The following is a 12,403-nucleotide window of genomic DNA, read 5'->3' as shown; positions in this document are numbered from 1 at the left end:
CTCTCACACAGACTCTGAAGCCCCTTCGAGGTTTCGGGGGTTCGAAACCTGGGGCGTTGCCCCAGGCTGGTATAGAACGCGCCTTTCCACCCCAATGAACGAGTTCATTGGGGACCCCGGCCTTCAGCGCTTATCAGGTCCGGGTGCCCCACCCTCACAACGTTAGGGTGGGCTAGGAATAACCCCAGAATTCTCGGAGAACATATAAACGAATCTTTGTATGTACTTCTTGGGATTCTTAAAACAAAAAAGGCGCCGGAGTAATCCTCCGGCGCCTTCGTTCGTATCGCTTATTTCGATTCAAGAACCAGCACAGTCGCAATCGGATCAAGCGCCTTCTCGGGCAGGGAGACATCAAGCACTCCCTCTTTCTGCGTAAACTTCAACGCCTTGTGAGACGCGTCCGCCAGCAGGTAGGCCTTGGTGACGGTGTGTGGAACCTTCTCTACATGGAAGCTGCCCTTCGGCCAGGCGAAGAGATGGATGTAGATACGGTTGGCCTTGGTCGTCGAACGCCACTCCCACGCGGGAACAAACTTCGGCTTGGCATTGCCTTCTGCTGGAGCAAACGATCYCGCCTCCGCTCCGAAGAGTGTGGCCTTGGCTCCATAGATCGCCTCACCATTGACGGCCAGCCACTTGCCCACAGCATGCAGGCGCTCAACCTCGGGCTCGGGAACCTTGCCCTGGGCATCCGGTCCAATGTTCAGCAGGTAGTTGCCACCCTTGCTGGTGATGTCGATCAGGTTGCGCAGCAGCGTCTCGGTCGATTTGAAGTTGGTGTCGAACGACTTGTAACCCCAGGTGTCGTTGATGGTCATGCACGACTCCCAGTCACGGCCTGGATATCCCTGTGCCGGGATGTACTGCTCCGGAGTCTCGGTGTCGCCCTTATAACCGCCACCCAGGCGATTGTTCCAGATCAGCTTGGGATACTGGTTCAGCACCTTCACCACTTCGGCGGCGCGCTCCGGAGTCATCTTGCTGGTCGGTGTATCGAACCAGATGATGTCGGGCGCGGTCTTGTAGTTTGCGAGCAGTTCTTTGATCTGAGGGATCGCTTTGGTTTTCAGGTAGTCGTCGAAGCTGCCATCCTGCGCCGGATCCCAGTGGCCGGTCTCTTTGTTGTGGTTGCCGCGAACTGCCGCCGCGCCACCGGGAGCGGTCCAGTCCTGTGCCTGCGAATAGTAGAAGCCGAGGTGGATGCCGGCTTTGTGGCACTCCTCTGCGAGCTCGCGAAGAGGATCCTTCTTGAATGGCGTGGCGGCGACGATGTTGAACGGATCGGTCTTGGAGTCGAACATCGCAAATCCGTCGTGATGCTTCGAKGTGATCACGATGTACTTCATGCCCGCATCCTTCGCCAGCGCGACGATGTCGTGGGCGGAGAAGCCGGTGGGGTTGAAGTTGGTTGCGAACTGTTTATAGTCGGCGACCGGAATGGAAAGATCGTTCATGATCCATTCCCCAATATGCGTGGTGCGCTGTCCATGCCACTCACCCGCCGGAACGGCGTACAGGCCCCAGTGGATGAACATGCCGAAACGTGCCTCGCGCCACCATGCCATACGGGCATCATGCTGTGCCGGGGTCTCCTTGTCCTGGACAGCGGGGACGGGGTGAGCGGTGGCGGACGATTCGATCGTGTGCCCTTCCAGTTGGCCGTATGCGGATACGGAAGAGAGAACACACGCGCCAAGCGCCATGCGCAGGACAAAAGAGTTCATAGGTATCATCCTCATGGTTGAGCCTTGTCAGATAATGCCGGCGGCCGTTCGAAACAAGAAACATGGCCTCCGCTCGACGGAACAACATTAGGGGATTCACCCGGGTTTTGTCGAGGCATTCGTGTATATGCGAAAAATATGTTTTACAGGTAATACATCTTGACATCGCTTCAGTTAACCGATTAATTTGCCGGAGATTTGCAAGGAGACGATGCTCATGAAGCCAACGGCGCGCAGGTATTTTCCCTCCGCGAAACGGAAGACACTGTTCGCAGGGATGGCCTTTCTTGCCGCCTGCGCGGCTGTCCCGCAATGCCGTGCAGAGGTTGAACTTGCCCGTCTCTTCAGCGACCATATGGTGCTGCAGCGTGACCTTCCGATCCATCTCTGGGGAATGGCGGAGCCGGGGGAGCAGATCCATGCGCAACTGCAGGATGCTTCCGCCGAAGCAGTAGCGGACGATCTGGGGCGATGGAGCGTCTATCTCCCCTCCAGAAAGGCCGGCGGCCCTTTTGAGGTGGTGGTTCGCGGCAGGAATGAGGTCCGACTCCAGGATGTGATGATCGGCGATGTCTGGGTAGCCTCCGGTCAATCGAACATGGAGTTCGGCATGAAGACTGTGGCGAACTCCGAGGCCGAGCTCAGAAAGGCCGGCGAATACGACATCCGCATCGTCAATGTTGGCCATGCCTACTCCGAGTTTCCGCTCGCGGATCTGAAGGCGGGCGTCTCCTGGGCGAAGGCGGATGAGATCAATCTCCTGAACTTCTCGGCGGTGGCGTATCTCTTTGCCCGCAGAATCGAAGACAGCCAGCACGTCCCGGTTGGGATCATCGAATCGTCCTGGGGCGGAACGCCCGCCGAGGCCTGGACGAGTATGCGTGTCCTCGCAGCCTCTCCTGAACTGACGCCGGCCTTTGCCGCCTGGGCGAAGATCCTGGAAGGCCGCACCGAGGAGGAGCTCCGGTTTACGCAATCGCAAAAGAATCCAGTGGCAGGGCAAAAGCCGGCGCCTGCTCCGCGCGATCTCAACGCATGGCATCCTGCCTACCTCTTCAACGCCATGATCGCGCCGCTGACGCCGTTTCCGATCAAGGGCGTGCTCTGGTACCAGGGTGAAACAAATACCTCGGAGTGGAACTACGCCTACTACGCTCCGCTCTTCCGAGCGATGATCGAAGACTGGAGAACGCAGTGGAAGCTCGGAGATCTCCCGTTCCTCTTTGTCCAGATTGCGAACGTGAAGGCATCGTCTCCGGCGAACAAGTGGGCCGAGATCCGCGAGGCGCAGATGCAGACGCTGACGCTGAAGAACACCGGAATGGCGGTGACCGCTGACATCGGTGAAGCTGCTAACGTTCACCCGCGCAACAAGCAGGATGTTGCCGATCGTCTCTCTCGCGCCGCCCGTAGGGTCGCGTATGGAGAAAAGATCGAGTCCTCAGGCCCGATCTATCGCAGCTCCATCGTTGTTGGCGATCAGGTAAGAATCTGGTTCGAGCATGGAGAGGGACTCCTGCTCAAGGACACAAACGCATCTCCCTTTGAGGTCGCCGGCGCAGACAAGGTCTTTCATCAGGCTACGGCATCGATCGAGAACGATGTGCTGATTCTTCGTTCCCCCGATGTGCCACATCCAGTGCAGGCAAGGTATGCATGGCTGGATAATCCCACATGCACTCTCTATAACGCCGCAGGCCTACCTGCATCGCCGTTTCGAACCCACTAGAGCAGTTTCCCTGTCGGTGTGCGGGGCTTGTATATCTATGGGCGTTTTCCTCAATGAAAACGCTGCGGCACACCCTTTTCGGGCTACCCAGCAACAAGGAAATGCTCTAAACGCGGCCTTATCTCGGCTAAGCCTTACGAGAGCGTTACGCTACCCGCTTTTGGGGTGGCGGGGCGGTTTCCAGGCGATTCCTGTGCCAGAACACATACTCCTCAACCGGAACTCTCCGAGGTTCGAACCGACACGAGACTGGCGGCAGTTGGGAAGGTGGTTCTTCGAGGAGAACCGTCGTCTCCGAAGAAACGCGGTTATCGGCAGAAAGCGATGGTTGAATCATGGCTGCACCCGTCTTTCCATAGTGTGGATTACTTGGGTTGAGGACGCAGTGACCGTGGTCACCTGAAAGCTAACAGCTTTTCTTAGACCGAAGATGCTACTCCATTTCGATCAGAAATTCCAATAGCCTTCTTCGCTGTCAAAACGTATTTTCACCGCCGGGAGAGATCACATCTCACGCAAAAAGTTTCAGTTATCGGTTACGTGATCAATGTGGTCCAGCATGATGACCTGAACATCACTTTGTTCGGGCTCAAGCTTTAATCCTTGCCATCTTCCGAGGAGGTGGCTAGAGCTTTTTCTCTGTTGCTGGGTATCCCGAAGGGGCGTGCAGCGGCGTTTTCATTGCGGAAAACGCCCAATACATGCGGAAGCCCTACATCACACCTACAGGGAAATGCTCCTATCCCCAGCGGAAGGTGATCGTGGCGTCGATCTCGGGCTTCAGGATGTTGTGGACCGGGCAGGCATGCGCGGCGCGCTCCAGCCTTCTGGCCTGCTCTTCGCTCAGAGCATAGGGGACATGCACCGTCACCGCGAGCTTCGAGAACCGTCGCGGCGCGTTCGCCATCTCCTTTTCGACCGTTGCTGTCGCGCCAGTGATGTCGATATCCATCGATTGTGCGGCGATCGCCATAATGCTCAGGATGCAGCTTCCCAGGGACACGGCCAGCATCTCGCTGGGAGAGAAGCTCTCACCCTTGCCATGGTTGTCCTTCGGCGCATCGGTGATGACAACGGTGCCGGACTCCGCATGTTCCGCCCGGCAGCGCAGGCCGCCCTGATAGTGAACTAGGGTCTCGCTCATAGGCCATGGTAGCAACGCCGGGGCAGATTTTCCCGATCTCGTTGTYGCTCGTCGTTCCAGTAGGCCAGCTACAGTTCTCTCCTCACTCCTAGAGCTCAGAAAAATCTGCTCCCGGCGTTAACTGGCACAGTTGGATGACATGCCTAACTGTGATACCACCCGCCATTCAGGTTGATGGTCTGGCCGGTCACGTACTCAGTCGTGGCGAGGAAGAGGGCTGCCTGTGCAATCTCATCCGATGTACCGAAGCGGCCCATAGGTATCAGGTCCGGYTGGACGGCAGTCCCTTTGCGGATCATGTCGGTATCGATCAGGGCCGGTGCAATAGCGTTGGAGGTAATGCCCTCCTTCACCAGCAAGCTGGCATAGCTGTGCATCAGGCCGAGCATTCCTGCTTTACTGGCTGCATAGTGCGGTCCGACAACGCCTCCGGTCTGCGCTGCAATGGACGACAGAAAGATCAGGCGTCCCCATTTCCGCCTTCGCATGCCTGGGATCACCGCCTGCGACATCAAGAACGAAGAGGTGAGGTTTACCTGGATGGTGTAATTCCATTCCGCAAGATCCAGCTCCTGGAGCGGTACGCGATGCAGGATGCCTGCGTTGTTGACCAGGATATCGATCGGTCCCAGAGCTTCTTCACTGGCTGAGACCAGGTGCTGCACATCGCCTTCCCGGGAAACGTCGGCCTGCACGGCAACAGCGGTTCCGCCCTGTTCTGTAATCAGGCTTACTGCTTCTTCGGCGTCGTCCTTTGCGTGCAGGTAGTTAATCGCGACAACGCATCCGGCCTCCGCAAATCGCAGGGCGATGGCCCGGCCGATTCCTCGTGATCCTCCAGTGATGAGCGCCGTTCTTCCGTGCAGTGGCTTCCCGGTCAAGCTGTTCTCCATGAGCGTCATTGCCGCTCGATCACTCATGGTGCAATGTCGTTCGGGGCGAAAGCAAGCCGCGACGGCAGATTCTTCCTTGACGATGCTGACGACGCGTTGCTAGTATTCGTCGTCGTAATAAGCAAAATAAATTGCATAATACGCAATATTTCCGGCTCTGTAATCGTCCCGCAAGTGCGGCTGCCGTTTCGGCGGTATCCGCACCTCTCAGGTGCTTGTGGCTGTAACAAAAGGGCAGATCGATGCAATTCCGTTCGAAGGTAAAGTCCGTCGCAGTTCTCGGAGTATTGGCTGCAGGCGTTGGTCTCTTGTACGGGCGCCACTCTACGCCGGTGGTTGAGGCAGCCGCCGCCTCCGGGCCGGCTCAATCCGCGGATCCTCGGCTGATCTCCCATCGCGGCATGGCGTACTGGGAGAGCAAAGATCGCTCAGACCGCCGCCTGATCTTCCACATGAACAACGAGATCCACGAGCTGGATCCGCGTACCGGTAAGGAGATCGCGACCTTCGGGAAGAACGGAGCCGTGGATCTGCGCGAAGGTCTGGGACGCGATCCAAAGTCGATCCGCCAGATCGAGTCCGGAACGCCCGGGCGCGTCTTTGAGAATCTCTACATTACCGGATCGGCGACGGGGGAAGAGTATGAATCGCCGCCGGGCGATCTTCGTGCCTTCGACGTTATCACCGGAAAGCTTGTATGGCAGTTCCATACCGTTCCCCATCCCGGCGAGATGGGCTATGACACCTGGCCGAAGGATGCGTACAAGTACGTTGGCGGCGTGAATAACTGGGGCGAGTTCTCCATCGACGAGAAGCGGGGGATCGCCTACTTTCCGCTGGGATCGCCGACGTATGACTTCTACGGCGCCGACCGCAAGGGAGCAAACCTCTTTTCCGACTGCATCCTGGCGCTCGATGTACGCACCGGTAAATATCTCTGGCACTTTCAGACGACGCATCACGATCTCTGGGACTACGACCTGATGACGGGGCCGAAGCTCTTGACCATCCAACACGGCGGCAAGAATGTGGATGTGGTTGTACAGGCGGGAAAAAACGGCTTCGTCTATGTGCTCGATCGAACCAGCGGTAAACCGATCTGGCCGATCGAAGAGCGTCCGGTGCCTAAGTCTGATGTGCCCGGAGAAGAGTCCTGGCCGACTCAGCCTATTCCCACACATGTTCCACCGTTCGCCCGGCAGGCGTTCACTCCGGAGATGGTGAACCCCTATATTGCCGACCMGAAGGAGCGGGAGGCGATCCGCAAACAGGTCGCAGAGGCGCGCCAGGAGGGAATCTATACTCCACCTACCCTGGGCACCACGATGGAGACGCCGGGAAACAACGGCGGCGCTAACTGGGGATCGGGAGCGGTCGATGCCTCAACCGTAACCTTCTATGTCATGTCGAAGGATGCGCCGTCGCTCCTGCATCTTGAGGCCAAGCCGCCGAAGCGTGTCGTCACCGGTCCGCCGGAAAATGCCGGAATGGTGACCTACCTGCAAAACTGCCGCGCTTGTCATGGCGCCGACCGTAAAGGGCAGCCGCCGGCGATTCCTTCGCTCGATGGCGTGATCCAACGTGCGGGCGCGGATCGCGTGCGTAATGCGGTTAAGACGGGGCTGGCGCCCATGCCTGCTTTCCCCGATCTCGACGACAACGACATCGATCGTCTCATCGCCTATTTGAAGTCGCCGGAAAAGGCGAAGATCGAGCCAGATGTGCTGACCCGGCTCATGGCTCCGCCGCCCGCGACAACAAGCAAGCTTGGCCCCGGGGGAATACGTTACTGGACCGGCTACGGCTATATGAACTCTTCCGATGGTTTGCCGGCGATCAGCCCGCCCTGGTCATCGTTGACGGCCTATGACATGAACAAGGGCCAGATCAAATGGAAGATTCCTATCGGAGACGTCGCTGCGCTGGCCGAGAAAGGCATCACCGGCACCGGCAGCTTCTGGCCTCGCGGAGGCGCTACGGTCACCGCAGGCGGCCTGATCGTTGTGCCGACCAAGTCCGACAGTAAGTTGCACTTCTATGACAAGGACACCGGCAAGCAGGTCGGCGAGCTCTCTGTGCCTGCAGGCCCGGAGGGTATTCCCACGGTCTACGAAGTTGCAGGCAGGGAATACATCGCGATTAGTGCTCGTCCTAACCCGGAGCGTATCCCCGTCGGCGATCAGCAGCCTCCAGAGCCCAACCAGGGATCCGCTGAGCCTGCCGGTGGAAAGACGACGCAGGGCTACTACGTCTTCGGCCAAGCCCTAACCCCAGCAGCGCCGGACGCATGCCATCGCCGAGCATCAATCGCAAAAGTTGATCGCGCTGCGCGCCGAGCGCCATGCGGATGCCCAGTTCCGTGGTCCGTTGCGTAGCCAGGTACGACAGCACTCCATACAGCCCGACTGCGGCCAACAGCAGCGAGAGAATGGCGAAGACAAGCACCAGCCTTGCGCTAAGGCTTGCGTTCACCAGCGACGCGCCGATGACCTCGTCCATGGTGCGCACATCTGAAACAGGAAGTTCCGGGTCGAGAGCTGCAATCTGCCGCTGCACCGGAATCGAGAACTGTAGCGGCGCCGATGTTGTGTGCACTGCGAGCATCTGGGAGCCAGTGCCTTCGAGCATCGGGAAGTACATGGCCGCCTTCGGCTCTTTTCCAACCTGATACAAGGTATCGCCGACAACGCCTACGATCTCGTAGTCGACGATGCCAGGTGCTCCGTCATGAGGATGTGCGGGAACGTGCAGGTGTCTCCCGATAGGATCCTCTCCGGGGAAGTATTTCCGTACAAGTTGATTGTTCACGATTACTTTGTACGACCGAGCACCGCGTTCATCATCCGTAAAGAACCGGCCACTCAGGAGCGGAATTCCGAGCGCGCTGAAATAGCCAGGATCGGCCCAGCGTGACAGTGCTTCCGGCAGGTTTTCGCTGGCGTTGACTGGAGGGTGCTCTTTCACGGTAAAAATGAAGTCGCCCCAATAGCCCGCACCCGGAAGCGTATTGCCCAATCCAGCGGCCCGTATTCCGGGAATGTTTCTGACGCGCTCGAGCAGCGCCTCATTGAATGCGTTTCGCTTCTCCGGCGTATCGTATTTCTTCTCCGGAAGGCTGTAGTTCAGCGTGAGCATGTTCTGGGTGATACTGCCCACATCGGCTGCACGCAGCCGCAGAAAGCTCTTGAGAAGCAGACCTGCGGAGACCAGCAGGACCACCGTGATTCCGATCTCGGCCGTGAGCAGCGTTTTGCGTAGTACTGTGCGGGAAACGCTACTGGCGCCGGTCCGCGCGGAGGCCTGCAGTGCGTTCATCATCGCCTTGCCCGTTGTTGAGAGCGCAGGCAGCAGCCCGGCGATCAACGTCGCTGTGATCATGAGGACGCTTGCAAATGCGATCACGGTTCCGTCGATATAGATACCTTGCGCGGTGGGCAGATCWTTCCATGCGTGCGCGAGCGACCGTGTGGCAACTACCGACAGGGCAACGCCGCCCACGCACCCGGCGGCGCAGATCAGCACACTCTCAGCCAGYTGTTCGCGAATCAAGGTGGCTCGCCGCGCTCCAAGTGCGCTGCGAATGGCTACTTCTTTCTGCCGTGCCGCACCTCGGGCTACCAGAAGATTTGAGACGTTGAGGCAGCCGATCAGCAGCATGCAGCCGACGGCGCTCATCATCAGATTCAGAGGCTTCTTCACGTTTCCGGCGAGGTCTTCGTTGAGCGAACGTGGAGTGACATCTTCCGCCACGGGATCATGAGGATACTGCAGATGGAGCTGGTACTGAACCGCGGTCAGGTTGTACCCGGCATAACGGATGATGGCCATATCTTCAAAGCCGTGGGTTTTGGAGCGCCAATCGTAGAAGTCTGCAGGGGCGACCTGAGTGCGGCTATCAGCCGCCGCCCCGTTTGCTCGGCGGTGTTCATAGACAACCACCAACCGGGCCGGATCCCGGAAGGGAAGTGGCCTCAGCAGCACCGAGCGGACAATCGTGAAAAGGGATATGGCGGCTCCCATGCAAAGAGCCATGACCACAACCGCGATGACCGAGAATCCGGGCGTGCGGCGTAGCGTGCGAAAAGCGTACTTCAGGTCGCGGAAGAGATGAGTCAATGGCATGGGAGAGTTCTGCACCCATAGCGACTCGCGCACCTGCTGCGAGTTACCGAGCTTCACCCGCGCTCGCCGGCGTGCCTCTTCCGGCGACATACCGCGCGCGACGTTGTCAGCGATCTCTTCCGATAGAAAGGCATCGAGCTCAGCTTGCAACTCGGCATCCTTGCGTTTGCGGCGAAAGAATCTCAGCCAGCTCATTGCGCGCCTCCTTCTTCGCCCATTACAAGGCCGATGGCCCGTGTCATCTGGCGCCAGCGGGTGGTCTCGCGAGCCAGTTGCTTACGGCCTTCCGCTGTCAGCCGGTAGAACTTTGCCTTGCGATTGTTCTCGCTCGCGCCCCAGTAGGAGGAGACCCATTTCCGGTCTTCGAGGCGGTGCAGCGCCGGATACAGGGAGCCCTGCTCCACTTCCAGAAGATTCTCCGAGGTGTGCTCAATGACCTTCGCGATGGTGTGCCCGTGCGCGTCACCGCTGACAAGTGTCCGCAGAACCATCATGTCCAGCGTGCCCTTCAGCATTTCAGCCTGTGGTTGGCTCTTTCCCGGCATACCTTCTTCTCCGCTCTATAGTTCTTCAGCAAAAGGCGAACTTGTCGATGTGGTGAGTCTAAAGTTCACGACATAAATCATGAAGAGCTTTGCCCTCCGAAGCGTTGAAAAGCAGGTCCTTCACGAAATCACCCAGCGAACAAGTTCGCTGGGGACTCCGAGACAGCACACTGGATATTTACTGCAGCTTTACTTGCCTACCCAGCCGCCGTCGACATACAGTGACTGACCGGTGACATAAGCTGCTTCATCCGAGGCGAGAAATGCAGCGACGGAGCCGATCTCGCACGGTTTGCCCGGACGTCCGAGAGAGATCTGCGCGACCACGTGCGGCAGAATATCCGGACTTTCCAGTACCCAGCGAATCATCGGTGTATCGATTAATCCCGGATGGATACAGTTCACCCGAATGCCGTAAACACCCATCTCCGCGGAGATGTTGCGAGTCAGCGCCTCCACTGCCAGTTTGCTGGGAGCGTAGTGCGTGCGTCCAGGCAGCACGCGCGCGGCCTGGATGGAACCGATATTGATGATGGCGCCCTGGCGGCCTTCGGCGATCAGGCGTTTGCAGAAGGTCTGGGCGCACATCCACTCGCTCTTCAAGTTGGTCTGCGTCACCGCATCCCATTGTTCGTCGGTCAGTTCCGTGAAGGGGACGATAGTCTCAATGCCTGCATTGTTCACCAGGATGTCCGCGGGGCCGAGCTGTGCCCAGGTCTCGTCGAAGAGACGCTCCACATGGCAACGCTGCGAGACATCGCCTGCAACCGCGAGGCATCGGCCGCCCTGGGACTCGACATATTGCTTCACCTCTTCGGTCCGCGAATCAATGTGCAGATCAATCCGCCATCGACCATCAAGGTGTGACCTACGATCATGTCGGCAAAAGGGCTGGAAAGGAAGAGTACGGCACCGACGAGGTCGTCCGGCTGATTCCAGCGCCCGCGAGGAATCATCTCCTGCGTCGCCCACTCCCTATATCCAGGGCGTTCGAGGATGTTCTTCCGTGACTCCGTCTCCGTAATACAGGGAGCGACGGTGTTCACCAGAACTCCTTTGCCGGCCCACTCCAGAGAGAGAGCCTTGGCCATGTGATGCACTGCCGCCTTCGCCGCGGCGTAGATCGCGCGTTTCTTGAAAGCAATTTCACCGAAGTTGGAACCGATATGGATGATGCGGCCGCCCTCCGGCTGCTGCAGCATAATCTTTCCTGCGGCCTGCGAGGCAAAAAAGACACTCTTGACCGTGGCGTCGAAGGTCTTGTCATACTCTTCTTCGGTGACATCGACGGCGTCGCCCGTTCCGGTCCAACTGGCATTGTTCACCAGGATGTCGACACGTCCAAAGTGGTCCACCGTTTTTTGAATGAGTGCCCGGCAGTCCGCGACCTTGTTGACGTCGGTGATGACGATCTCCGCCCTTCGCCCCAGGCCTTCGATCTCACGCTTCACCGCCTCGATCTCTTCCATGCGGGGGCCTGGATACTTCGCCAGCACCAGGTGTGCGCCGGCCTGGGCCAGGCCGACAGCGATCGCACGGCCGATTCCCTGAGAGGCGCCAGTGACAATGGCGATTTTGTCCGTCAGTTGAAAGCTTGAATAATCTGGCAAGGCGGCTCCTTCCGCGGAGTTACAGCACTTCATCCCTTAAAACTGTCTTCGATCAGGGAGGATTGATTGCGTAACGAGAGAAGTATATTGCGTATAGTGCAATATCGCAAAGCCTAAATTTTGCACCGATTTTCTTCTCAGGGAGCCCCTGTGGCGTGTCCTCGCCGGTCAGGGAATCCTTGACAGGCATATCTCCGGCAGGGCAGAGTAGTTGCGTTTGACGCAAATAAAATTGCGTGATGTGCAATCGAAAGATTTGCCAGGGAGGCCTGCATGACTCGCCCTTTTACGCGCCGTGAGCTGTTGTTTGGAGCAGCCGGCATGACGGCTGCCGCCGTGTGTCCACCCCTCTTTGCCGCTCCAGCCAGAAAGCTGCAGATCCATATCGGGTACACGGGCATCACCTGGATGAACGACCAGATCGAGCAAGCTGTTGATTCCGTCTCCTCGCTAGGATTCTACGGCTTTGAGACCTTCGGTGACGTGCTGTCGAAGTGGAAGGCCCAGATCCATATCGGGTACACGGGCATCACCTGGATGAACGACCAGATCGAGCAAGCTGTTGATTCCGTCTCCTCGCTAGGATTCTACGGCTTTGAGACCTTCGGTGACGTGCTGTCGAAGTGGAAGGCC

At 58.3% G+C, this 12,403-nt stretch carries 9 protein-coding genes and 1 pseudogene; 3 read left to right on the top strand and 7 right to left on the bottom strand.

What is annotated here, in order from left to right; translation table 11 throughout:
* Window positions 1-290: 290 nt before the first annotated feature.
* The gene (locus tag AB4043_RS11065; protein WP_442307063.1) at window positions 291-1,727 is read right to left on the bottom strand and encodes an alpha-L-fucosidase; all 1,437 of its coding nucleotides are present in this window, start codon (window positions 1,725-1,727) and stop codon (window positions 291-293) included.
* A 217-nt stretch (window positions 1,728-1,944) separates the two neighbouring features.
* On the opposite strand from AB4043_RS11065, the gene AB4043_RS11060 reads away from it, so the two are divergent.
* A complete protein-coding gene (locus AB4043_RS11060; protein WP_442303289.1) occupies window positions 1,945-3,456 on the top strand; it encodes a sialate O-acetylesterase in 1,512 nt (503 codons plus the stop codon).
* A gap of 739 nt (window positions 3,457-4,195) precedes the next feature.
* Here AB4043_RS11060 and AB4043_RS11055 read toward each other — a convergent pair.
* On the bottom strand, window positions 4,196-4,600 hold the full coding sequence (locus tag AB4043_RS11055; RefSeq protein ID WP_442303288.1) for an OsmC family protein: 405 nt from the start codon (window positions 4,598-4,600) through the stop codon (window positions 4,196-4,198).
* A 143-nt stretch (window positions 4,601-4,743) separates the two neighbouring features.
* A complete protein-coding gene (locus AB4043_RS11050) occupies window positions 4,744-5,481 on the bottom strand; it encodes an SDR family NAD(P)-dependent oxidoreductase (RefSeq protein ID WP_442307062.1) in 738 nt (245 codons plus the stop codon).
* Between the two features lie 254 nt (window positions 5,482-5,735).
* Between AB4043_RS11050 and AB4043_RS11045 the strand changes: the two are divergent.
* Window positions 5,736-7,616: pseudogene (locus AB4043_RS11045) on the top strand (c-type cytochrome); the annotation flags it as partial.
* Window positions 7,617-7,644: 28 nt separating this feature from the next.
* Here the strand turns inward: AB4043_RS11045 and AB4043_RS11040 are convergent.
* The 4 genes from AB4043_RS11040 to AB4043_RS11025 all read right to left on the bottom strand — a co-directional run bounded on the left by AB4043_RS11040 (window position 7,645) and on the right by AB4043_RS11025 (window position 11,770).
* On the bottom strand, window positions 7,645-9,810 hold the full coding sequence (locus tag AB4043_RS11040) for an FtsX-like permease family protein (RefSeq protein ID WP_442307061.1): 2,166 nt from the start codon (window positions 9,808-9,810) through the stop codon (window positions 7,645-7,647).
* Window positions 9,807-10,160, bottom strand: coding sequence for a PadR family transcriptional regulator (locus AB4043_RS11035; RefSeq protein ID WP_442303284.1), 354 nt, complete (start codon window positions 10,158-10,160; stop codon window positions 9,807-9,809). Before AB4043_RS11035 ends, AB4043_RS11040 begins: the two co-directional genes overlap by 4 nt.
* Window positions 10,161-10,349: 189 nt before the next feature.
* Window positions 10,350-10,970 carry an SDR family NAD(P)-dependent oxidoreductase gene (locus AB4043_RS11030; RefSeq protein ID WP_442307060.1) on the bottom strand — a complete coding sequence of 207 codons (621 nt, stop codon included), beginning with the start codon at window positions 10,968-10,970 and terminating at the stop codon, window positions 10,350-10,352.
* On the bottom strand, window positions 10,967-11,770 hold the full coding sequence (locus AB4043_RS11025; RefSeq protein WP_442307059.1) for an SDR family NAD(P)-dependent oxidoreductase: 804 nt from the start codon (window positions 11,768-11,770) through the stop codon (window positions 10,967-10,969). The genes AB4043_RS11030 and AB4043_RS11025 overlap by 4 nt, the downstream gene beginning before the upstream one ends.
* A gap of 273 nt (window positions 11,771-12,043) precedes the next feature.
* Between AB4043_RS11025 and AB4043_RS11020 the strand changes: the two genes are divergently transcribed.
* Window positions 12,044-12,403 (top strand): hypothetical protein (locus AB4043_RS11020; protein WP_442307058.1); only part of this gene is annotated, 360 nt, incomplete at its 3' end.

The organism is Terriglobus sp. YAF25 (genome assembly GCF_052113305.1).
Taxonomy (GTDB): Bacteria; Acidobacteriota; Terriglobia; order Terriglobales; family Acidobacteriaceae; genus Terriglobus.
The sequence above is the reverse complement of the archived record's forward strand: the minus strand, read 5'-3'. Positions and strand labels throughout refer to the sequence as shown.

Excerpts from the sequence above, each read along its gene's own strand:
- AB4043_RS11060 (WP_442303289.1), top strand. The coding sequence starts at position 1,945 with ATGAAGCCAACGGCGCGCAGGTATTTTCCCTCCGCGAAACGGAAGACA.
- AB4043_RS11055 (WP_442303288.1), bottom strand. The coding sequence starts at position 4,600 with ATGAGCGAGACCCTAGTTCACTATCAGGGCGGCCTGCGCTGCCGGGCG.
- AB4043_RS11035 (WP_442303284.1), bottom strand. The coding sequence starts at position 10,160 with ATGCCGGGAAAGAGCCAACCACAGGCTGAAATGCTGAAGGGCACGCTG.